General features: G+C 45.4%; 14 protein-coding genes. 4 read left to right on the forward strand and 10 right to left on the reverse strand.

Translation table 11 applies throughout. The features are described 5' to 3' along the window. Positions 1 to 24: 24 nt before the first annotated feature. Positions 25 to 966, reverse strand: a complete 942-nt coding sequence (locus VRU48_RS11710) for a ribose-phosphate pyrophosphokinase (protein WP_330108096.1) — start codon at positions 964 to 966, stop codon at positions 25 to 27. A gap of 386 nt (positions 967 to 1,352) precedes the next feature. On the opposite strand from VRU48_RS11710, the gene VRU48_RS11715 reads away from it, so the two are divergent. Then, entirely contained in the window at positions 1,353 to 4,457 is a 3,105-nt protein-coding gene (locus tag VRU48_RS11715) for a glycosyltransferase family 117 protein (RefSeq protein WP_330108097.1), read from the forward strand. Positions 4,458 to 4,639: 182 nt separating this feature from the next. On the opposite strand, the gene VRU48_RS11720 is transcribed toward VRU48_RS11715, so the two are convergent. The 4 genes from VRU48_RS11720 to VRU48_RS11735 form a co-directional block, all read right to left on the reverse strand. Then, positions 4,640 to 5,605, reverse strand: a complete 966-nt coding sequence (locus tag VRU48_RS11720; RefSeq protein ID WP_330108098.1) for an acetyl-CoA carboxylase carboxyltransferase subunit alpha — start codon at positions 5,603 to 5,605, stop codon at positions 4,640 to 4,642. A gap of 262 nt (positions 5,606 to 5,867) precedes the next feature. Beyond that, the gene (locus VRU48_RS11725) at positions 5,868 to 7,451 is read right to left on the reverse strand and encodes a S10 family peptidase (protein WP_330108099.1); all 1,584 of its coding nucleotides are present in this window, start codon (positions 7,449 to 7,451) and stop codon (positions 5,868 to 5,870) included. 211 nt (positions 7,452 to 7,662) lie between these two features. After that, positions 7,663 to 8,928 carry an alkaline phosphatase family protein gene (locus VRU48_RS11730; protein ID WP_330108100.1) on the reverse strand — a complete coding sequence of 422 codons (1,266 nt, stop codon included), beginning with the start codon at positions 8,926 to 8,928 and terminating at the stop codon, positions 7,663 to 7,665. 3 nt (positions 8,929 to 8,931) lie between these two features. Then, positions 8,932 to 10,827 (reverse strand): alpha-amylase family glycosyl hydrolase, encoded by a 1,896-nt coding sequence (locus tag VRU48_RS11735; RefSeq protein WP_330108101.1) that lies wholly within the window; start codon positions 10,825 to 10,827, stop codon positions 8,932 to 8,934. Positions 10,828 to 11,016: 189 nt separating this feature from the next. On the opposite strand from VRU48_RS11735, the gene VRU48_RS11740 reads away from it, so the two are divergent. Both VRU48_RS11740 and VRU48_RS11745 read left to right on the forward strand, forming a co-directional pair. Further along, positions 11,017 to 13,782, forward strand: coding sequence for a PAS domain-containing sensor histidine kinase (locus VRU48_RS11740; protein WP_330108102.1), 2,766 nt, complete (start codon positions 11,017 to 11,019; stop codon positions 13,780 to 13,782). Positions 13,783 to 13,813: 31 nt separating this feature from the next. Continuing rightward, positions 13,814 to 14,182 (forward strand): response regulator, encoded by a 369-nt coding sequence (locus VRU48_RS11745; protein WP_330108103.1) that lies wholly within the window; start codon positions 13,814 to 13,816, stop codon positions 14,180 to 14,182. A 39-nt stretch (positions 14,183 to 14,221) separates the two neighbouring features. On the opposite strand, the gene fabF is transcribed toward VRU48_RS11745, so the two are convergent. From fabF to VRU48_RS11770, 5 genes are all read right to left on the reverse strand, one after another. Beyond that, on the reverse strand, positions 14,222 to 15,475 hold the full coding sequence (fabF, locus tag VRU48_RS11750) for a beta-ketoacyl-ACP synthase II (RefSeq protein ID WP_330108104.1): 1,254 nt from the start codon (positions 15,473 to 15,475) through the stop codon (positions 14,222 to 14,224). 273 nt (positions 15,476 to 15,748) lie between these two features. Beyond that, entirely contained in the window at positions 15,749 to 16,336 is a 588-nt protein-coding gene (locus VRU48_RS11755) for a TetR/AcrR family transcriptional regulator (RefSeq protein ID WP_330108105.1), read from the reverse strand. Between the two features lie 608 nt (positions 16,337 to 16,944). After that, positions 16,945 to 17,598, reverse strand: a complete 654-nt coding sequence (locus VRU48_RS11760) for a GDSL-type esterase/lipase family protein (protein ID WP_330108106.1) — start codon at positions 17,596 to 17,598, stop codon at positions 16,945 to 16,947. Positions 17,599 to 17,671: 73 nt separating this feature from the next. Further along, positions 17,672 to 18,745 (reverse strand): SGNH/GDSL hydrolase family protein, encoded by a 1,074-nt coding sequence (locus tag VRU48_RS11765; protein ID WP_330108107.1) that lies wholly within the window; start codon positions 18,743 to 18,745, stop codon positions 17,672 to 17,674. Between the two features lies 1 nt (position 18,746). Continuing rightward, positions 18,747 to 19,622: an AraC family transcriptional regulator gene (locus VRU48_RS11770; protein WP_330108108.1), complete on the reverse strand. Its 876-nt coding sequence runs from the start codon at positions 19,620 to 19,622 to the stop codon at positions 18,747 to 18,749. 226 nt (positions 19,623 to 19,848) lie between these two features. Between VRU48_RS11770 and VRU48_RS11775 the strand changes: the two genes are divergently transcribed. Then, a complete protein-coding gene (locus tag VRU48_RS11775; RefSeq protein WP_330108109.1) occupies positions 19,849 to 23,022 on the forward strand; it encodes a SusC/RagA family TonB-linked outer membrane protein in 3,174 nt (1,057 codons plus the stop codon). Positions 23,023 to 23,033 lie beyond the last annotated feature (11 nt).

A 23,033-nucleotide genomic window follows, 5' to 3' on the forward strand; every position in this document is an offset into this window, starting at 1 on the left:
ACGCAATACGTCCTACCCTATACGCTACACCCTAAACAAATCGCTGATTGAACCATGTTCGTTTACATTGGCAATGGCCTTTGCAAACAACTTGGCAGTGCTCAGCACTCTTATTTTATCGCTCTGTTGTTTCAACGGAATGGTATCGGTTACGATCAGTTCTTCCAACACAGAGTTTTCGATGGTTTCGTAGGCTTTGCCCGAAAGCACCGGATGCGTACAAACGGCCCTTACGCTTTTGGCACCATTGTCCATAATCAGGGCAGCGGCTTTGGCCAATGTTCCGGCCGTATCGCAGATATCGTCTATCAGTACAATGTCTTGACCGGTTACATCGCCAATAATCGACATTGATTCGATTTCGTTGGCGCGTTTACGGCGTTTATCGCAAATCACCACCTCTGCATTAAAAAACTTGGCAAAGGTACGGGCACGGTACGAACCGCCCATATCTGGCGAAGCGATGGTTAGGTTTTCAAGGCCGAGGCTTTTGATGTAAGGCACAAAAATGACCGAACCATCCAAGTGATCAACCGGAATATCAAAAAAACCTTGAATTTGAGCCGCATGCAAATCCATGGTCATGATACGGTGTATACCCGCTGCTTTCAATAGGTTGGCAACCAATTTGGCACCAATGGCTACACGAGGCTTGTCTTTACGATCCTGACGGGCCAATCCGTAATAAGGAACCACAGCGGTGATGTAATGCGCAGAAGCTCTTCTGGCGGCATCGACCATGAGCAAAAGCTCCATTAAATTGTCGGAAGGCTGGTAGGTAGACTGAACCAGGAACACGTCGCAACCCCTGATTGATTCGTCAAAAGAAGGTTGAAACTCGCCATCGCTGAACCGACTTAAAGTTACGTCTCCTAGTGGTTTGCCGTAAGCGTCGGCAATTTGTTTAGCTAAATCTTTAGTGCCCGTTCCGGCAAAAATTTTAACTGGGTTAAATTGCAATGGCATGATTTGCGGGTATCAATGCTGGTTAAAAAAAATCGGATTGCGAATATTCACAATCCGAAAAAAATTTGTTGTCCGACCTGGATTCGAACCAAGACAAACGGTACCAAAAACCGTTGTACTACCCTTATACTATCGGACAATCTTCCATCTCAACATACTTTCGTTCCGAAATGGAATGCAAATGTACGCACATTTTTTATTTCTGCAAATCAGAATTAAAAAAAAGTGAAAATATTTTTTCGGGCAACCTCCATGCCCGCTACAAACCTTTTCTACGGGTTAATTTTTGTTAAAAGAGCTCAAATGTTTATGCTTATTTCAATCTATTTCTTTATTTTCGGCAGCCTTATCATGTGCACAAGGCATTTATTTCATCCATTTATAAAATGAACTATTCGAAAACAAACAACATCGTTGGCTGGATCTGCTTCTTCATTGCAACGCTAACCTATATTTTAACCCTTGAACCTTCTGTGAGTTTTTGGGACTGCGGCGAGTTCATTGCCTCGGCATTAAAAATGCAGGTTGTACACCAGCCGGGCGCGCCCCTGTTCTTAATGATCCAACGCTTCTTTTCTATTTTCGCCATGGGCGACAATACCAAAGTGGCCTATTTTATGAACGTAGGCTCGGCCATTGCCAGCGGTGCCACCATTTTGTTCCTGTTTTGGACCATCACCGCACTCGCCAAAAAAGTGTTGGTTAAAGGCAAAGAAGCCATCAGCAAGGCTACCTTGATCAGTATCATGGGCGCAGGTGCAGTAGGTGCCTTAGCCTATACTTTTTCAGACAGTTTCTGGTTCTCGGCAGTTGAATCTGAGGTTTATGCCTTATCATCGCTATGTACCGCTATTGTTTTCTGGGCCATTTTAAAATGGGACAGCATTGCCGACGAGCCCCGTGCCGATCGTTGGTTGCTTTTCATCGCCTATATCATGGGCTTGTCTATCGGCATCCACATCCTCAACTTGCTAACCATTCCGGCTATTGCCTTTGTATATTATTTCCGAAGAACCAGCAAACCTACGCTTACTGGTATCATCAAAACTTTCATTGTCGGCATATTGATATTGGCCGTGGTTCAGTACGGCATTATCCAATACCTGGTTTCTTTCGGTGCCTATTTCGACCTTTTCTTTGTGAATACTTTGGGCTTGGGCTTCGGAAGCGGCGTGCTTTTCTTTATCGTGTTACTGGTTGGTGGCTTGGTTTTCGGCATCAGGTACTCGATTAAGCATCAAAAGAAAATCCTCAACCTGGCTTTGCTGTCAACCACGCTGATTATTTTTGGCTATGGTTCATTTGCCATGATTTTGATCAGGGCACAGGCCAAACCTAATTTGAACAACAGCGATCCTGACAATGCCTTCTCTTTCTTGAGCTACCTGAACCGTGAGCAATATGGCGATAGGCCTTTGTTGGTTGGACCAAACTACAACTCTATCCCTAAATACAAGGAGGATGGTTCGATGCCTATTAGCGTTGACCAAGGAAACATCTACAGAAAAGGCGCCACCAAATATGAGATTGCCGGTGTAAAGAGCAAACATATTTACGGAGAGAACGAAACCTTTCCAGATAGTATCCGTCGCTTGCAGCACGAAGTATTGTTTCCGAGGATGTACAGCGACGAGCAGCGCCACATCAACTATTACAAGGATTTTATGGGCTTTGACGACCAGCACTTCCCGAACACGATAGACAATGTGGCTTTCTTTTTACGCTACCAGTCTGCTTTCATGTACCTCCGCTATTTTATGTGGAATTTTGCCGGTCGCCAAAACGAAGACCAAGGCCAAGGCAGCTTGTACGAAGGCCGTTCGTTAAGTGGTATTAAAGCCATAGACGCCTTTACATTAGGCGACCAAACCAATTTGCCTCCATCAATTAAGGATAGTACTTCCTATAACCGTTTCTTCTTCCTGCCATTGATATTGGGCTTGCTGGGCATGATCTGGCATTTTACGCGCAAGCCAGAAGATGGCGGCATCGTGGCGTTGCTCTTCTTCTTTACCGGTATTGCCATTGTGCTTTACCTGAACCAGAAACCTATGGAGCCTAGGGAAAGGGATTATGCCTATGTGGGCTCTTTCTATGCCTTTGCCATTTGGATAGGCCTGGGCGTATTGGCCATTAAAGAATGGATATTTAAAAAACTGACGCCGCAAGCCGGTGCTATTGGCGCAACGGTAGTTGCCATCGCTTGCGCTCCGGTACTGATGGGTGCCCAAGGCTGGCGCGGCCACGACCGTTCGACCAAAATGGTTGCCCACGATATTGCCGTAAGCTACCTGGAATCATGTGCGCCTAATGCCATTTTGTTTACTTATGGCGATAACGATACTTATCCGCTGTGGTATGCACAAGAGGTAGAAAACATCCGTCCGGATATCCGTTTGGTTAACCTGAGCTTGTTTGATACAGACTGGTACATTAACGGCATGCGCAAAAAAGTTCATCAATCGGAGCCGTTGCCTATTACCATGAAAGAATCGCAGTATGTGGCTGGCGAAAGGGACGTAATGTATTACAAAGACTACCAAATTAAAGATCCGGTAGAGTTGAAACAGATTGTAGACTTGTTGCTGTCGGATGATAAAGATGATAAAATGCCTTTGTCTGATGGCTCAACCACCAACTTTATTCCAACCAAGAACTTCAAACTGACCATCAACCCACAAGAAGTGGTAAGCACGGGTACCGTACCGGCTTCAGAGCTATCGAAAATTGCCCCAGAAATGGTGTGGAAGTTCAACAAAGGCTATGTAACCAAAGGTACCTTGGCCATGTTCGACATCTTGGCGCACAACAACTGGAAAAGACCGGTTTATTTCTGTAGCACCGTACCGTCAGAGCAATTTAATGGTTTAGACAATTACCTGTACAACGAAGGCTTGGCACTAAGGTTATTGCCATTGCAACCTGATACAGCCAGCAATGGCGAACAGGCTATTAACCTAGATCCGATGTACAACCACGTGATGAACAAGTTTAAATGGGGCAACATTAAAACTGCCCGTTACTTGGATTCTCAATCGACCGACGACATTTCGATCTTCAACAACATCTTCAACAGCCTAACCACTGGCCTCATCAAAGCGGGCAGAATGGAAGATGCGAAAAAAGTAATGCGCAGGTACGACGAAGTGATGCCGACCAAAATTTACAGCATGCGTACGATGATGGGCGTGCCAACCATGGCTCAAAACCTCTATATTTTGGGCGAAACCGAAAAAGCGAACAACCTTATCAGAAAATCGGCTGATTATATTGGCAAAGAAATAGGTTACCTGGCCGACGTATCGAAAAGCAAGGATCAGTTAATCGGCGGACAGAATATCCAAATTGGGTTGATGTATGGCTTAAAACCAATGGCCGAGGTGGCAAACGAGTACAAGCAAACCAAGCTTGCCGACGAGGTAAACAATCAATACAACCAATTGTATGGCAGGTTTGCGCAGTTCTTCGGCCCTGCACCAGGCGCAAGATAAAAATAGGGCTTCGGCCCTATCTAACAAGAAAGCCCCATCTAATTCGGTTAGCTGGGGCTTTTTACTGCGGTATCATTTAAAAGGCGAACCATGTACGTTCGGCTAAGCCTGATAAAAAGTCGGCCCAACAAAAAGGCCATCTTGCTTTTGCAAGATGGCCTTTTCAAAATTGTATGTTTTTACTATCCTTCGTTCACTACGCCCATCGAACAGAATTTCTCAATCCTGGTGGCAATCAGTTTATCCGGACTTTGTTTCTTTAAGGTTTTCAGGTCTTTTAAGATCTGCTCTTTCAAGGTCTGCGCCATCAGCAACGGATCTTGATGTGCGCCGCCTAGTGGCTCCTTCACCACGCCGTCGATCAATTTGTTGGCGTACATATCTTCCGAGGTCAGTTTAAGACATTCGGCGGCTTTCTCTTTAAAATCCCAGCTTCTCCATAAAATCGAAGAACAAGATTCTGGCGAGATTACCGAATACCAGGTATGCTCCAACATGTAAACGTTATCGCCAATGCCAATGCCCAAAGCACCTCCTGAAGCACCTTCACCTACAACAAAGCAAATGATAGGCACGCGCAATACCGACATTTCCAACAAGTTTCGCGCAATGGCTTCACCTTGTCCGCGCTCTTCTGCCTCTAAACCTGGATAAGCACCCATGGTATCGATAAAAGAGATAACTGGTTTGTTGAATTTTTCGGCCAAACGCATCAAACGCAAGGCTTTTCTGTAGCCCTCGGGGTTGGCCATACCAAAATTGCGGTATTGGCGCTCTTTGGTGTTTTTTCCTTTTTGATGGCCGATAATCATTACCGTTTGTCCGTCAATGCTGGCAAAGCCGCCAATAATCGCCTTGTCGTCTTTTACAGTCCTGTCGCCATGCAACTCGATGAAATCGTCGCAGATCAGGTTGATGTAATCTAAAGTTTGCGGACGTTCGGCATGACGCGACATCTGCACTTTTTGCCAACCTGTTAGGTTTGTATAAAGATTTGCACGGGTTTCGGCCAATTTCTCGTCAAGTTCGGCCAAAGTTGCAGACATGTCTACTTTGGTTTTTTCGGCAACTTGTTTTACCTTTTCTATCTGCTGCACTAAATCAGCTAAAGGCTTTTCGAAATCAAATGATGTTTTAATCTGTTCCATAAGCGGGCTGTAAAAGTAAGGAATAATCCCGAAACATAATACAACAAATTTTTGCCTTGTCTTTCTTTTTACTCCAAAAAGTTCTGACCTGCAACGAAAAGCGTTAAAGCCATGCCTATCGCCCTTTCTTCAACAAAAGTAGACGGTTTAAAAATTGGACAAAGAATATCGGATCATTCGCTCAATCAATTCACAAACATTAGCCTAACAAAAAAGGCCTACGTTACCGCAGGCCTTAGGTTTATTTAGGTTAGTTAATAGTTTAGAACTTAGCAGGCACGCCCGGTTTAGGCAAGGCCTTTTGGATAAACTCCCTGATGTGATCATTGCCCATGGCCAAATCTGGCTTACGCAGGTACATCATGTGGCCACTTTCGTAGCCTTCCCAAGTCATCCTGTCTTTGAGCTTGCCACTTGGATCCATTTGCCACATATTGTATTTGGCATTGAAATAATCGCAGGCACCATCGTAGTAGCCCGATTGTACCAACAGGTGCAGGTATGGGTTTTGCGCCATGGCTGCACGCAGGTTCTCGCCGGTACGGTTGCCGGTATTGTCCCAAGGGTTTACCGGACCGAACATGTTGTATTTCAAATCGGTTTTGTAGTTCAGCTCATTGCGCAGGTACATGTTGATGGCTGGTGTAAACGAATGCAGCCAAGAGGTAAGCTCGGCATTGTAATCCGGTCCATCGCCGGCATCAGCCTTATCGATGCCTCTGTATCTCGAATCCAATCGTCCAACGGTATAGCCTTTATCGCGCAAAAGCTCTTTCCAGAACAGGTTGGTTGATACATCAAGATTGTTCTGCAAAATCACTTTTTCAGAGATACCCGAATATCTTGCCATTTTGGCCGCAATCTTTTTCTTTTCATCCATTGGTAGGAAGCCGCCTTTGGTTATGGCTGGAATCAGCTCATCAACCGTAAATTTCTCCACTTCTGGCAACATGGCCTGCAGTTTTTTGCCTTGCAGGTCGGCAGGCAACATTTTGTGGTACCACGCCGTGGCCGCAAAGTAAGGCAGGCGCAAAGCAGCATCCATCACGGTTCCTCTTTCAATGCCCAATTCTGTTGGCGAAACCAAAATTACGCCATTCAGGTACATCCATTGGTTGCTTTGCAGCTCTAGGGCCAAACCCGAAACGCGGGTCGTGCCGTAGCTTTCGCCAATCAGGAACTTAGGCGATGCCCAACGATTGTTGCGGGTTACAAAAGTATTGATCCACTCGGCCAAATAACGGATATCGGCCCTTACGCCAAAGAATTTGCTACCCGGTACATCTTTGTTTGTGGTACGGGAGTAGCCCGTATTCACTGGATCGATGTAAACGATATCGGCAATGTCGAGAATGGAAGAACTGTTGTCTTTATAGCCATAAGGCTGAATTGGATAACCTTCGTCATCGATATTTAAAACCACTGGACCGGTATAGGCAATGTGCATCCATACCGATGCCGAGCCCGGACCGCCGTTAAACGAGATTACCAATGGCCTGCTATCTCTGTTTTGGATATCAGAACGCTCATAGTAAGTATAGAACAAGCCCGCAATCGGCTTGCCTTCTTCATCCCAAACCGGCAAAGTGCCCGTAGTGGCTTTGTAAGGAATGGTTTTGCCTTTAATGGTTACGCTATGGTTGGTAACCACCGAGCTTTCTGGGTTAATCGTTCTCGACGATCCCGATGCTGGCGCAGCACGTGGCGCATCTTCTTTTACCACTGGCGCAGTTGGTGCGGGCGCTCCAGCCTGACGCTGTGGGTTCTGCCCTTGTCCGCGTTGTTGCGCTTGGGCAAATCCGGCTATGGTTAAAGCAATTAAAGTTGTCGTAAATATTTTCTTCATATATAGTTTTGGTTTGCTTGATAAGTAAATATCAAAATTTGAAAGCACATTTTACAAAAGCACTGAAATTGTTACCATTTTAGCGATTGGCCCATGGACAATGGACTATAAGCAACGCGCCAGTTTTAACCATTAAGGAATGAAGAAAAAGTGAAAACTGCTGAAGGCTTGCAAACTGAGAACCGAAAATTGAAAACTGCCAACTCTAAACCTATTGCTTTTCTTTCAAAATCGGCGGCAGCACCTTGAGTTTGCCGTCAATTTTTTCGGTGTAGCTTAAGCCTAGGATGTGTGCGATTAAAGGATAGACATTCACGTTTTCGAAAGCCGGGATTTTCAGCCCCGATTTAAAAGCTGGTCCCCAAGCATAAAAAATGGCATGCATATCGGGTATAGCTGGATCAAAGCCATGCTGTCCCCTATCAGGTTTTACCCCGTTAATGTTAAACACCTTGGGCAGATGTGGCACCAGCAAAATATCGCCAGTTCGGTTGTATTTGTCTTCTTTTTTGTTGTAATGCCAAACTTTGGGCACATTCTTGCTCAAATACACATCGTAGTCTTTGGCTTCGGCCTTTAAGGCCCGATAAGTAGGCTTCACAAAGGATGGATCTTTGGCATATAAATGCAACAGGGCATTGCCTGGAGTTACCGTAAATTGGTCTAAGCTAACCGCCTTAGGTAATGGAATGGTATTTTCGTTGTCGATAGCCGCCATGCCGTGGTCAGACAGCAGGATAAAATTAGCTTCAATGCCAGTGGCTTTTACCGCAGCCACCAGCCGACCAACAGCATCATCTACCAGCTGTACCGCCTTTCTGGTTTCTTCAGAATCGGCTGTGTGTTTATGGGCGGCCTGGTCTACTTGCGGAAAATACAACGCAATAAAGTGAGGCCTCTTTTCGGCAGGCAACTGCAGCCAGTTCTTCACTATGGCCACTCGTCGTTCAACTGGAATGCTTTCGTTGTAATTAAAAAGGTAGGTCGGCCTAATGCCATTCATCGAGATTTCCGAACCTGGCCAATAAAATATGGCACTCAGCATTTTTTGTTGTTCGGCCAATACCCAAAGTGGCTTGCCAAAATACCAAGAGCTATCAATAGCCATCTGTTTATCCGATTTCTTGTAAACGATGGCCCGTTGCTTGTCGTAAAAGATATTATCAACAATGCCATGGTGCGAGGGATAAAGTCCGGTGGCAATACCGTAGTGGTTCGGAAAAGTAAGTGAGGGAAAAGAAGGTTTCAGATACTCGGCCTGTACCCCGCCTTCTCTCAGGCTCAGCAGGTTTTTGGCTTGGTACTTATCGGCCAGATCCCACCTAAAGGCATCGATAGAAATTAAGATTACATAGGGCTTTTGTTGTTGTTCAATGCTGTTGAACCTATTTGGAACTACCTTTTGTACGGTATCTTGTGCATGCAACGCCATGGCGCAGCTCAACCATACCAGTACTATAACTAACCTTTTTAACATCTTTTAATTTAACGTTTGTTTGCTGTAAATGTGATACTCTCCCGGAGCCAAAGTTGCCGAATAAATACTGAGGGGCATGTTCAAGCTGGCACCGCTAGCAGCATCAGTCCAGGTACCGTTGGCACCAAAGTCGATATTGGCCGTTTGGCTTACCACATCAAAATTGCCAACCACCACTACGGTATTGCTTCCGCTGGTTAATTTGATGTATTTGATGCCTCCCGTTAAGCTGTATGTGGGATTTTGCCCGGCAAAAATAGCATTGTTCTTTTTAAGCCTGATTAATTTAGCATAGACATTGTACAGTGCTTTTCTTTGCGCATTATCATAATAGTCCCATTTAATAGGCTTCTCGCCGGTACGGCCGTTGTAATCGATACTGATATCGTAGCCCAATTCGCCAAATTGCCAAACCATTTTTGGTCCGGGCATGGCAAACAGAAAAGCAGCAGCCATTTCCTGGCGTTTTAGGGCCGTAGCCAAATCTTTAACCGAATAGCTGCCCGATGCATTGCCATAATTGATGTTTTTAAAGTTCAGGCGCTCCTCGTCGTGGCTTTCTATGTAATCGACCAGATTTTCCGATTTGGCAAAACCGTGCTTGGCAAAAAATCCCCAAGAAAAATCAGATTGCCCCAACCAGCCCATGGTAGCCTCGTTCATGTCGTGGTTCAAATTGCTCCACAGCATCATGCCTTCATCGGCCAATACTTTTTCTTCGGTAGCATCGGCAAAATGTTCTAAAATCACGTAGAAATTATTGGCATCTATGCTTTTGATGTAATTGTTGTATTCTTTCCAAATGGCAATCCTGCTGGCATCGTAAGCCGCAAAACCTGCATCGGTAGTGGTGTAGTTTTGGGTAAAGCCTTTAGACAAATCGAACCTGAAACCATCAATCTTATATTGCTGCATCCAAAACTTCACTACATTTTTGACAAAGTATTTGGTGGCCGGACTTTCGTGGTTAAAATCGTAGCCCACATTGTAAGGATGCTTGGCATCAACGTTAAACCAGGGGCTGTTGCTGGTGGGCTTGTTGCCATCAAAATACAGCTGCACCATGGGCGATTGGCCAAAAGAGTGGTTCAGCACCATATCCATAATCACGGCAATGCCCCGGCCATGGCATTCGTCAATAAAATTTTGGAGTGCGGTTTTAGTGCCGTAGTACTTGTCGGGCGCAAAATAATAAGATACGTTATAGCCCCAGCTCAGGTTGCCCTCAAACTCGGTTACCGGCATCAGCTCGATGGCATTAACGCCAAGGCTAACCAAATAATCGAGTTTTTGCAAGGTAGAAGCATAGGTGTGTTCTGTCGTAAAATCGCGCACCAGCAATTCGTAAATCACCAGGTTGTTTTTGTCAGGCCGCGTAAAACTATTTTTCCAAGTATAGGTAGGCTGGTTGGCTTGCATGACGCTTACAATACCGGTTGTTTTGCCCGTTGGATAAGCCCGCAGGTTCGGATAAACACTGGCCGTAATGTAAGGGTCGTTATCTGGATCGAGTACTTTTTCGCAATACGGATCGGCCACTTTCAAGTTGCCGTTCACCAAAAACTGATAAGCATATTCGGTATTGGGGTTTAAGCCATCAATTTGCACCCACCAGGTATTGCCATCGGTAGTATTTTTCATCTGGTAGGAGGCTGATGCCTGCCAATTGTTGAAATCGCCGATTAGCGCTACCGAAGTTTTGCCTGGCGCATACAAAGTTACAATGGCCGAAGTACCCCCATTGATAAAGGCTACCCCATCTTTGGCACCTGCAGGCAGTTCGTTGCTTGGCGTAGGCGTAACCGGAGTTACCGGCGTTGGCTCTGTACTGGTTTTGGCCTTTTTGCAAGCCGTCAGGGCCAGGGTCATCAACAGCAAAACGTAAACTATTTTTCTCATCGCGAAAGATTGCTAAGTTTCAAAAATACTTAATATTAGCCATTTAAAGCTATAAAGCCATGGTAATTTTCGGACGCCTACACTTTTTTGCTCATTAATCAAAAATGCCTGGCTCCCAAGGTCGTTGCATGCCCACCCAAAATTATCGCCACAAATAATTTTTTTAACTACAACAAAAAAATTATTTATTTGTTAATTGAACAAATAATCGTTTCTTTTAGCATACCAACAGATAATTACTGCAGCAGCATGACCGATGGCTTCATTAGTGGGGGTGGCGAATGTGGTGCCCTTATACGCTCTATCAACTGGGCCGAAAACCCACTTGGCCCCCTGGATGAATGGCCACAAAGTTTGCGGACAACCCTTAGCATCCTGATCAATTCCAAATTCCCCCTGTTTCTGCTTTGGGGCCCCGAATACATCTGCTTTTATAACGACGCTTACCGCAAAAGCTTGGGCAACGACGGAAAACACCCCAAAGCCATGGGCCAGCGCGGCAAGGAGTGCTGGGCCGAGATATGGGATGAGATTGGCAGCATGCTCGATAGCGTACTGCAACAGGGCGAAGCCACTTGGAACGAAGATATTTTATTACCCATTTACCGCAATGGCCATATTGAAGATGTTTATTGGACATTCAGCTACAGCCCGGTTAAAGACGAAAGCGGAAAAGTGGCCGGTGTGTTTGTGGCTGTTGCAGAAACCACAGATAACCTACGCGTGCTCAACGAGCTGAACGAAAGCAAGAAGGAACTCGAGTTTGCACTAAATGCCGCAGAGCTGGGCACTTGGGACCTCAATCCCCTGACCAATAAATTTACTTGCAACAATCGCCTGAGGAGATGGTTCGGACTAGACACCGAATCAAATATCGATTTAAACATAGCCATTGAGGCAATTATACCCAAAGACCGCGAAAAGGTAAAAGAAGCCCTCCAAAAATCGCTCGACCACGAAACCGGAGGCCATTACACCATCCAATACACCATAAAAAACGCCAAAACCGGTAAAGAACGTATTGTAAAAGCCCGGGGCAAGGCACTGTTCGACGCTAACAATGTGGCCTACCGCCTGAACGGAACCCTGCAAGACATTACCGACGAGATTATGGCCCAAAATGCCTTCAAGGAAAGCGAAGAGAATTTCAGGAAGCTGATCCTGCAGGCGCCCGTTGGCATGATCATTTTGAAAGGCGAAGATTTTTTTGTGGAAGAGGTTAACGACACCTACCTCAAACTGGCCAACAAGGAAAGAAAAAACTTTGTCGAAAAACCCTTATGGGAAGCATTGCCCGAGGCCAAATCGTTAGGTTTTGAGCATGTGCTTAAAAAAGTGATGAAAACCGGCATTGCTCATTACGGCAATGAACAGAATATCACCACGATTAAGAACGGCAAAAAAGAAACTACCTACATCAACTATGTTTACGAGCCTTTAAAGGATATTGATGGCAGCATTAACCGCATTATGGTGGTGGCCATTGACATTACCGACATGCTCGAAAGCAAGCGCAAGATACAGGATGCCGAAGAACGCGCCAGACTGGCCACGGCCGCAGCCGGCCTCGGCACTTTTGACTTGGATTTGCGCAACGGCCAAATGGCAACTTCAGAGCGTTTCGACGAGATTTTTGGCTTCGATAGGCATGTGGTGCGTTCGGCATACACCAGTGTAATCCACCCCGACGATCGTGAAATCCGCATCAATGCCCACCGACGGGCACTAGATGTTGGGCAGATTTATTACGAAGCCCGGGTGATCTGGAAAGACCAATCGATCCATTGGGTAAGGGTTGAAGGAAAAATCTATTACGATGCCGACCATAAACCCTTGCGCATGCTGGGCACGGCCATGGACATTACGCAGCAACGCCAAGCCAAGGAAGAACTGATCCAGATTAACCAAAGGCTCGAAATCGCGCTCGAAACCGGCAAACTGGGATCTTACGAGCTAGACCTACGTACCCAAACGCTAAAACTTTCTGAACAGTTCTACAAAAACTATGGATTAAAATCGGAAGCTGTGCTCAACTATGAGCAGCTGCTCAATTTTATAGTGCCTCAACAAAAAGAAGCGGTTATCGAAGCGCTCAACCAAGCCATCGCCAATGGCAACGTATACGAAGGCGAGTACCAGATTAGCTGGCCCGACCAATCGCTGCATTGGATCAAAGAATCGGGCAAGGCCCAATACGACGACCATGGCAACCCGATCAGCTTTATTGGCGTATCCTTTGATATAACCGAAACCAAGCAGCTGCAACAGCAAAAGGACGATTTTATCGGCATTGCCAGCCACGAGCTCAAAACGCCGGTAACTAGCATCAAGGCCTATACCCAGGTATTGGAAAGGATGTTGCTTAAAAAAGGTGATATTGTAGAAGCAGGACTGATGAAAAAGATGGATGCCCAGCTTAACCGCCTCACCAGCCTCATTGGCGATTTACTGGATGTAACCAAGGTCAATTCTGGCAAGCTCCAGTATAACCATACCTATTTCGATTTTAACGAAATGATGCGTTTTGCCATCGAAGAACTGCAACGCACCTCGGAAAAACATCAAATAAAGGAAGATTTGCAAGAAATAGGGCTGGTTTTTGCCGACAAGGAACGCTTAAGCCAAGTAGTGACCAACCTGATTACCAACGCCATCAAATATTCGCCAGAAGCACAACAGATTATTGTACACAGCAGCATTGAGGGCGAAAACATCCTGGTTTGCGTAGAGGATTTTGGCATCGGTATTGCAGAGGATGATTTGAACAAAGTATTTGAACAATTTTATCGGGTAAGCGGCAATATGCAGCATACTTTTCCGGGTTTGGGCCTGGGGCTTTTTATTTCATCAGAAATCATTAAGCGCGAGGGTGGCAAAATCTGGGTAAGCAGCAAAGAGGGCAAAGGATCTAAATTCTGCTTCTCTATACCAAGGGCACGTGCCAACGATTATTGAGCACTTAGCCAACCAACTAAATATAAATGTAATGAACAGCAGGAACAAAAGGGTGACACTTGCCGACGACGACCCCGGAATTTTGGATGCCGTAGGCATGATGTTAGAGATGGAGGGCTACGAGGTGAGCACCACCTTAAACGGGAATACCATTTTGAACACCGAAAGCGGACTACCCGATATTTATGTACTCGACATCTGGATGTCGGGGTCTGACGGACGCGAATTGTGCAAGAAGCTCAAAACCAACGAAAAAACGAAGAATATCCCGGTTATTTTGATTTCGGCCAGCAACGACCTGCAAAAATCGGCAGAAAGTGCCGGTGCCGACGATTTCCTGGCCAAGCCATTCGAGATAGACAACCTTTTGTCTAAAATAGAAAACTGCCTCCAAAACTAATTGAAGGCAGTTTTTCATTCCATGAATTGGCCCTGCCGATTAATCTGCTTTGTATTTTTTAAACAAACTGGTTGCCGTGTGTCCGCCAAAACCAAAGGTATTGTTAAGCGCATAGTTTACTTCTTGGTAAAGCGGCTTGCCCAATACAATCTTCAATCCGGCCGGAACAGCTTCGTCGAGTTCGGTGGTATTGATGGTTGGCGGAATAACATTGTGCTGTACAGACAATACCGAGATAATGCTTTCAATGGCACCGGCTGCGCCCAACAAGTGGCCAGTCATTGATTTGGTACCGGTTACGGCAACTTCATGATCGCCAAATACGCGTTTAATACCCATCAGCTCGCTAATATCGCCAATACCTGTTGAAGTGGCATGTGCGTTGATATAATCGATATCCTGAGGCTCAATTCCGGCTTCCTTAATGGCTTTGCTCATGCCCAAAACGGCACCGAGGCCTTCGGGATGGGTTCCGGTTAGGTGATAGGCGTCTGCTGCCATACCCGTTCCTACCAATTCGGCATAAATTTTGGCACCGCGGGCCAAGGCATGTTCCAGGTCTTCCAAAATCAGGGCTCCTGCACCCTCGCCCATCACAAAACCATCGCGCTGTTTATCAAACGGACGTGAAGCGCCCTGCGGATTTTCGTTATTTTTAGACAAAGCCTGCGCGGCATTGAAGCCTCCTACCGAAGCTTCGGTAACTGCGGCTTCGGAACCTCCGGCTACCATAATTTTGGCCTTGCCCATTTTAATGGTATCAAAGGCACTGATAATGGCCGTGTTAGACGAAGCACAAGCCGAAACCGTGCAGTAATTTGGTCCATAAAGCTGGTGACGGATAGAAATAACGCCCGCAGCAATATCTACAATCATTTTTGGGATAAAATAGGGATTGAACCTCGGCGTACCTTCGCCTCCGTTAAATTCCTTCAATTGGCTTTCGAAGGTACCGATACCTCCGTTTCCGGTGGCCCAGATTACGCCAACATCATAGCGTTCTTCTTCGCTCATCTGACCAAAATCCAATCCGGCATCCTGAATGGCCTGATCACTGGCAGCAATGGCATACTGGGTAAACATGTCGTACTTCTTGACTTCTTTTTTATCAAGATAGTCTTCGATGTTAAAATCCTTTACCTCGCAGGCAAATTGTGTTTTAAATTTCGAACTGTCGAATTTGGTAATGGGACCGGCGGCACTTTTTCCTGCCAGGATATTTTCCCAAAATTCGTTTACCGTGTTGCCTAAAGGCGTAATGGCTCCAAGCCCGGTTACAACTACTCTTTTCATAAAATGTGTTTTATTGACAAAGCTCATCTGCAAACAAACTGCTAATCAGCAAACTAGGCAACAGCATGATTGGCCTCCGTCTTCCTGCCGTTCATTGCGTTTAGCGCTTCGGAGGGCGAAGATAGGAAAAGCTCCTAAATTTAGCGGTATCGCCTACCCTGATCTCGAAATCGCCGTTCCAATAATTGGCTTCCCGCCATAGCTTATTGCCTGTTGCTTCTTTTGTTTATTTCATATTTCTATACCAAACGGTATATTTTAGGTTAAAAAAAATCAATTCAATTCTTCGATCATTTTCCGCATCGAGTCCATGATCATTTGCATCGCTGTTTTGCTTTCCAACAGTTTGGCAATCATAATGCCTCCTTCAAACAAGGCAATCATGGTTAGCGCCACCTGTTCTGGATTTAATGTTTCGTTTAGTTCTTTATTGGCAATGCCCTGTTCTACCACTTGGATAATATTTGCTTTCCAGGATAAAACCGCCTGGGTGGCTTTCTTTTTTAAACCGGCATGGGTATCGTCGGCCTCAACAGCGGTATTGAGCACGGCGCAGCCCCCAGCATCTAATGGCGGTTCAAAAACCTGCGAATAAAACTCGGCAAACACCAGAAGTTTTTCTTTTGCTTTGGTTCTTTTGGCCATTTCTTGGCCAATTGCTGAGCTTACACGCTTGAAATTGTAATCGAAAACGGCAAGGGCTACTTCGTCTTTATTGGCAAAATTACCGTAAATGCTGCCTTTGGTTAGTCCGGTAGCGGTGGTCATGTCGGCCAAAGAGGTACCGGCAAACCCTTTTTTGTTAAAGATTGGCGCGGTTTTTTCGATGATGTAAGCTTTTGTTCGCTCTGCTTTCGACATGTTTATTTTCAATTGGCCAAACAAATATATACCGATTGGTATAATTTGCAAAATATTTTGACTATTTATGGTTTTTGGAAGACAAACATTGATTCTTTATTGACCAACTAAGACGCCTAAGTTAGGCTAAGGCATAGCTACCTAAAACAAGGTTAACCATTAAGGAATTAAGATTTCTTATATGCATTAAAAGCATTTGCTTAATGTCCTAAATTTCTCAATGGTTAAAAACAAACCGACAATAAAACCATGACGCTTATCGGTTCACTATTAAGAAATTAAGAACTTTTAAATTGCGTACAATTCTCATTGCTTGTTGACCACCTAAGGCACCCAAGTTAGGCTAAGGCATGGCGAATAAATTACTAAGGGCAAATACAACGAAAACAAGTGGCTTCACGGTCTTAATTCCTTAATGGTAAAGATAGCAAAACATGTAACCTACGGGTTAACCATTAAGGAATTAAGATTTCTTATCTGCATTAAAAGCATTTGCTTAATATCCTAAATTTCTCAATGGTAAACCGACAATAAAGCCATGACGCTTATCGGTTTACCATTAAAGGCTTTAAGGCACACTGACGAAGTTTTGAAAACTTCGTCAATGTTTACTTCAAATAAGGCGCAATAATTTTTTGCCAGATGGCATAACCTTTGGCGTTCATGTGCAGGTTATCCGATAGGAAAATGTCTTGCATTAGCGTTCCATCGGCATTGAACATCGAGTTGTAGGTATTGATAAAGGTTACCCTTCTCATTTTTTTTACCATTTCGGCTATCATGCCATTGGCTTCCACCATTTTAGCCTGGTATTTGAGCCTCGAAGGACTTGGCTTAATCGATATATAAGCAATGGGCACCCTTGGATATTTGGTCCTGATCAAATCGATAAGCTGTTTAACGCGCTCTGTGACGATGCTGGCCGTGATGTTGTCGCCACCGGTAAAATCATTCTCGCCACAATAAATTATAATTTGCTTAGGCTGGTAAGGAAAAATAATATCGTTGGCATGCTGAATCACATTGGGCAATGACGAGCCACCAAAACCACGGTTAATGATGGTATGGCCTGGAAAATAATCCTGCACGTCCTTCCATTTGGTAAAAGTAGAACTGCCGATAAAAAGAATAGCTTTTTTAGGCGGAAAATGAAGACTGTCTTGTTTCTTGAAATAATTGATTTCGTTGATAAACGGATCGGTTTGTGCATTTGCGCCAACAAACAAGCTAACGAAAAGGAAAAACAGAAGGAACTTTTTCATGGGGTTATTTAAATTTTAAATGATATACTGAAGTGTATGGAGCATGGGCAGGCCGCAAAAATAAAGACATTTGTTACCATTTCATCTCCTTTTTAAGGTAAGCAGTCAGCTCTTGGGCTATTTCTTGCTGTTCGGCCATCGAGGGATGACTGCTGCAGCCTTTTATAGATCGCTTCACAAAAAAATAAGACCCGGTATTGCGCTCGCCTTCACGACTTAACGTAGCCCGAACAGCCGTAATGTATTTGATTAAGGCCGCTTTGAGTGTTTGGTCGGCCATTGGACTGGTTAAAAACACCAATTTGGCTTTGGGGTAATAGCCGCGCAAAGTTTTGGCAAAACCGACATAGGCATTACAGAACTTGGCCGAATCTTGTACGCCATCGTTTTGGCCCAAGCACACCGTAACCACATCGGGCTGGTAATTGGCAAAGTTCCATTTGAGGCTATCCTTGGCCATGCTGATCTTGTCGAACACCTGAGGCATGAGTATTTGCTTATCGCAGCAACTATGGATCAAACCGATACCCGAAACCGACGACAAATGCCATTGTGCATTGAGGTCACGCGCAGTTGTAGGCCCATAAGCCATCCAGGCATTGTGCTGGTCGTACCACTGCGCATTGGGTGCTCCGCATTTGACAACATTTTCGTCGGCCCCAAAACCACAGGTAATCGAATCGCCGATAAACTCGAGCTTACGTTTGGCCTTGACCGGCGGGGGCAACAGTTCTTGACAAGAAAAGCCAAGCAGCTGGACATAGCCGTTTTCGGCCTCCGTATCTTTGCAAATAAGCAGCGTATGCGCGTCAGGTGAAAGGTTTTTGGCCAATTCCACTGTATTTTCTCTCCCTTTGAGCTGCAACCTACGAGCTGGTTGGCCATCAACAATTACTTCGATGTAGTTATGTACCGTGCCCCACAACATTTCGTCGTTGAGTTGTACTGTGCATGAGGGGCCTTTGAATCGGATAACCACATAGGCACCCGAGGCCCAAACTTTTGGCCCTTGCCGATTGGAAAAGTCGAACCGGCCCGTGTATTGGATATACCGATGATCGGCCGTATAAAATTTGTTCTTGGCGGGATTGGCCTGACCAACAAAGGCCATCATTCCTAAAACCAGTATCAAAAAAAAGTTTTTCATCTTATACAAAAATTCGGTTGCCAGACAGGTTTTCTCTAAATTCTTTGGGCGTACAGCCCTTTTTCTTTTTAAAAATGCGGTTAAAGTTAGAGATGTTGTTAAAACCGCAGTTATAAGCCACTTCGGCAACGGCTTCGGTGGTATCGATCAGTTTACGGGAAGCATGACCCAGCCTGATTTCGATGAGGCTATCGATGAAACTTACGCCCGTTCGACTTTTAAAAAACCGGCTGAACGACACCTCGGTCATGTTGGCAATGCGCGCCACCTCTCCCAAGGTTACCTGCTTATCGAAATTGAAATTAATGTACTCCATTACCTTTTCTACCCTGCGGCTGCTGTACGAAAATTCGGCCTGGCTAAAGGTCGAATCGGACAGGGTACGCATATTTCGAGAGGTAGAAAGGTCGTGCAGGATAGACATGAGCTCGAGCACCGAATCAAAACCATGCTTTTTGTTGAGTTGCACCAAACGTGGCCCGATCTGCTCTGCCGTGGCCGCCGAAAACAAAATGCCGCATTTCGATTTTTCGAACATCTCCCTAATCACCCTCAATTGGTTGCGGCGCAACAGCTTTTCGTCGAAAAGATCCTTATGGAACTGGATGGTAACTTCGTGTATCTCCTTGCCGGCCAGTTTATGGGTTTCCCAAACATGAGGCAGGTTCGAGCCAATGAGGACCAGTTCGATATCGGTTATTTCTTCAATATGGTCGCCAACCACCCTACGAGCACCACCGGCATTCGAAATAAAGTTCAGCTCCATTTCTTCGTGGTAATGCAAAGGAAAATCGAAATCCTTTTTGGTCCGCTCGAAAATGGTGAAACAATCGCTATTGGTAAGCGGGGTTATTTCTTTGATTATATTGTTCTGCACGATAAATGAATAAATAATATCAACTATATGGATAAAATAATATCATAATCAAATATAAGACAACTTGCAACAAATCATCAATAAAAACCTGATTACAACCACTAAAGTAATTGAAATTTTAAACCACGGTATAGCAAGGCGATAAAAATACTATAAATGGATAAAATAGTATTATTCATTGCGTTATATTGCGTCCTACTTTTGAGTAAACCAAATAAAACGACTTATGCTGAATAAAGTAACCAAACATTTATTGGCTGCACTTGTATGTTTCTTAGCTTTCGCCACCTGTTTCGCACAAGACAGAAGGCTTAGCGGAAAGGTAAGCGACGAAAACGGGCTAACGCTTCCGGGCGTTTCGGTAAGCGTAAAGGGAAGTAAAGTTTCGGTAAGCACCGATGCAGAAGGAAACTTTGCCATCAATGTACCCGCCAACGCCCAAACGCTTGTTTTCACCTTTTTAGGAATGGAAGAACAAGAAGCCACCATCGGCACCAAAACCTCATTCAACATTGTACTGAAAACCAAAAGCACCATGCTTTCTGATGTGGTGATTGTAGGCTATGGCACCATGAAAAAAACCGATCTTACCGGCTCGGTTACCCGAATTGGGAGAGATCAACTGCTTACCGATGCGCCAACCAACGTATTGCAGGCCCTGCAAGGCAAAGTAGCTGGGGTTAACGTTACTCAGAACGATGGTGCGCCTGGCGCCGGGCTAAGCCTGCGCATTAGGGGTTCTAATTCTTTTTTAGGAGGAACGGAGCCACTTTATGTAATCGACGGCGTGCCTTTCAACAATTCGAGCAGCGGCTCTACACCGGCTTCAATCGGCGATGATGAAAAGCAGACCTTAAATGCCATGGCTTTCCTCAATCCCAACGACATCGAAACCATCGATATCCTGAAAGATGCTTCGGCCACTGCCATTTACGGCTCGCGCGGCGCCAATGGCGTAGTGCTCATTACCACCAGGAAAGGCAAAAGCGGCAAAGACCGGATCGAAGCCAATTTTACGCTGGGGCAGGCTGAAGTTTCAAAAACGCTCGATGTTTTGAATCCTTCCGAATATGCTACCTACCAAAATCTGGCCTATGCCAATTCTAACAAATACACCGGCACCAACTACACCTTGCCTTACCCAGGCACGCAACTGCCCGACCCTTTAAACCCCGGCCATACTTATTATGCCAGAGGCCCACAGGATTTTGTTGGCGACAACAATTCTTGGCAGGATCGTATTTTTCGCAAAGGCCTTTACCAAAACTACTCCATCAATGTTTCGGGAGGGACCGATGCAGGCAGCCATAGCCTCACTTTCAGCTACCTGAACCAGGAAGGCACCATTTCTAATTCGGATTACAACCGTTTCGGTTTGAGCATGAACCTAACGCGGAACATCAGCAAGACCATTAAAATAGGCACCAGTACCTCTATTGCCAGTTCTACCACCAATGGCGTTAAAACAGGCACCGACAAATCTGATGCGGCCAGTGCAGGTGTAATCCGTGCGGCCATCACTTTCCCATCTACGCTAACCGATGCCCTGGCTTACGATGGCGTAGGCGATGCCTTCATCACCAATCCACAGATTTATGTGAACGATATACTGAACCGTGTAAAGGGATTGAACATCTTTTCTTCCAACTATTTGGAGGCTACTTTCCTCAAAGATTTCAAGTTCAGACAGAACATCGGCTTCAATTATGCTTCGAGCAATCGGGATCAATATTATCCGCGAAGCGTTTACGAAGGCTTTGCGGTAAAAGGCTGGGGACTTAAATCGGACAACTTGTGGAATAGCGGTGTTGCCGAAAGTATTTTGACCTACAACAAACAGCTCAACAAGCACAGCATTAACGTAATGGGCGCCGGCACTTTCGAACGCACCAATGGGCAAAGCAAAAGGGCCGAGGCCAAAACCTTCCCTAACGATGCCTTGGAAAACGAAAACCTGGCCGCGGGCGAAACCGTGTTGCCGGTTATCACCAACAGGTATCAGTCTACCTTGATTTCGTTCTTGGGCCGCGCCAACTACAGCTTCGACGACCGTTACCTCCTCACTGTTTCTTATCGTCAGGATGGTTCGAGCAAATTTGGTAAAGACAACAAATGGGCGGGTTTTCCATCTGCTGGTGTGGCCTGGAAAATCTCTAACGAAGATTTCATGAAAAACCTCAAGGTAATCAATGAGCTTAAGGCACGTTTCAGCTACGGCCAAACCGGTAACCAGGGTATCGGCTCTTATGCCTCTTTAGCCAAATTGAGCGTATACAACTATCCTTTTGGCGGCGCCGTACAAACAGGCTTGGCCAACGATTTATACGCTGGACCGGCCAACGAAAAACTGAAATGGGAAACCACCACGGCCTATAACCTTGGCTTGGACCTCAGCATGTTCAAAAGCAGGCTGAACCTGCATGTTGACTTGTACAAGAAAATTACCGACGACCTGCTGCAGAACCTCATCATCCCTTCTTCAACTGGTTTCCAAACCAAACTGGTTAACTCGGGCTCGATCCAAAACAGAGGCTTAGAGGTAATTTTAGAAGGCGCCATCATCAAGAAAAAAGACTTTGAATGGAGCTCGAACTTTAACATCTCGTTTAACCGCAACAAGATTCTGAGCCTAAGCAAAGATGTAACCGAGCAATATGGACGCAACATTTCTACCGGCGATGCGCCATTTATCCAGACCGTAGGCAAACCCATCGGTGCACTGTATGGCTATGTAGAAGATGGTTATTACGACAACGAAGCCGAGGTAAGGAACGATCCTGCCTATGCCAACCAAAGCGATGCCATTATTTTGCGTACCATTGGAGAAATCAAGTACAAAAACCTGGATAACGACCCGACCAGCATTTCGCAAACCGACCGTACCTTTATCGGCGACGTCAACCCGGATTATACCTTTGGCTTTACCAACAATTTCCGCTATAAACGCTTCGACCTGAGCATTTTCATCAATGGGGTGCAGGGCAACGATATCATCAACATGAACACCCGTTTTAACGGCAACCTGGGCACCAACAAAAACATTACCCAAGATATGTTTGATGGCGCTTGGGCACAGGGCAAAGACAACAGCAATGCTACCGGCCCGAAAATCATGCGCCAATTTTTCAGGAACCAATTGTTTAGCAGAAGGTTTATAGAGGATGGCAGCTTTGTACGCATCAAGAACATCACCGTGGGCTACAATGTGCCCATTACTTCAAAAACGGTGAAATCGTTACGGGTAGCCTTTGGCGTAAACAACTTGTTTACTTTCACCAACTACTCTGGCTACGACCCTGAAATCAACAGCTACGGGGATAACCCTGCCTTGTTCGGTGTCGATCTTGGAGGCTATCCCAATTCAAGAACTTACAACTTATCGCTGCGCTGCAGTTTTTAACCTTATTCAAC

It is taken from the genome of Pedobacter albus (genome assembly GCF_036324255.1).
GTDB lineage: Bacteria > Bacteroidota > Bacteroidia > Sphingobacteriales > Sphingobacteriaceae > Pedobacter > Pedobacter albus.

Bases quoted from the DNA above. Each gene is read 5' to 3' on its own strand.
- VRU48_RS11710 (WP_330108096.1), bottom strand. From the start codon at position 966: ATGCCATTGCAATTTAACCCAGTTAAAATTTTTGCCGGAACGGGCACT.
- VRU48_RS11755 (WP_330108105.1), bottom strand. From the start codon at position 16,336: ATGTCGAAAGCAGAGCGAACAAAAGCTTACATCATCGAAAAAACCGCG.
- VRU48_RS11730 (WP_330108100.1), bottom strand. From the start codon at position 8,928: ATGTTAAAAAGGTTAGTTATAGTACTGGTATGGTTGAGCTGCGCCATG.
- fabF (WP_330108104.1), bottom strand. From the start codon at position 15,475: ATGAAAAGAGTAGTTGTAACCGGGCTTGGAGCCATTACGCCTTTAGGC.
- VRU48_RS11725 (WP_330108099.1), bottom strand. From the start codon at position 7,451: ATGAAGAAAATATTTACGACAACTTTAATTGCTTTAACCATAGCCGGA.
- VRU48_RS11715 (WP_330108097.1), top strand. From the start codon at position 1,353: ATGAACTATTCGAAAACAAACAACATCGTTGGCTGGATCTGCTTCTTC.
- VRU48_RS11765 (WP_330108107.1), bottom strand. From the start codon at position 18,745: ATGAAAAACTTTTTTTTGATACTGGTTTTAGGAATGATGGCCTTTGTT.
- VRU48_RS11735 (WP_330108101.1), bottom strand. From the start codon at position 10,827: ATGAGAAAAATAGTTTACGTTTTGCTGTTGATGACCCTGGCCCTGACG.
- VRU48_RS11720 (WP_330108098.1), bottom strand. From the start codon at position 5,605: ATGGAACAGATTAAAACATCATTTGATTTCGAAAAGCCTTTAGCTGAT.
- VRU48_RS11745 (WP_330108103.1), top strand. From the start codon at position 13,814: ATGAACAGCAGGAACAAAAGGGTGACACTTGCCGACGACGACCCCGGA.
- VRU48_RS11775 (WP_330108109.1), top strand. From the start codon at position 19,849: ATGCTGAATAAAGTAACCAAACATTTATTGGCTGCACTTGTATGTTTC.
- VRU48_RS11760 (WP_330108106.1), bottom strand. From the start codon at position 17,598: ATGAAAAAGTTCCTTCTGTTTTTCCTTTTCGTTAGCTTGTTTGTTGGC.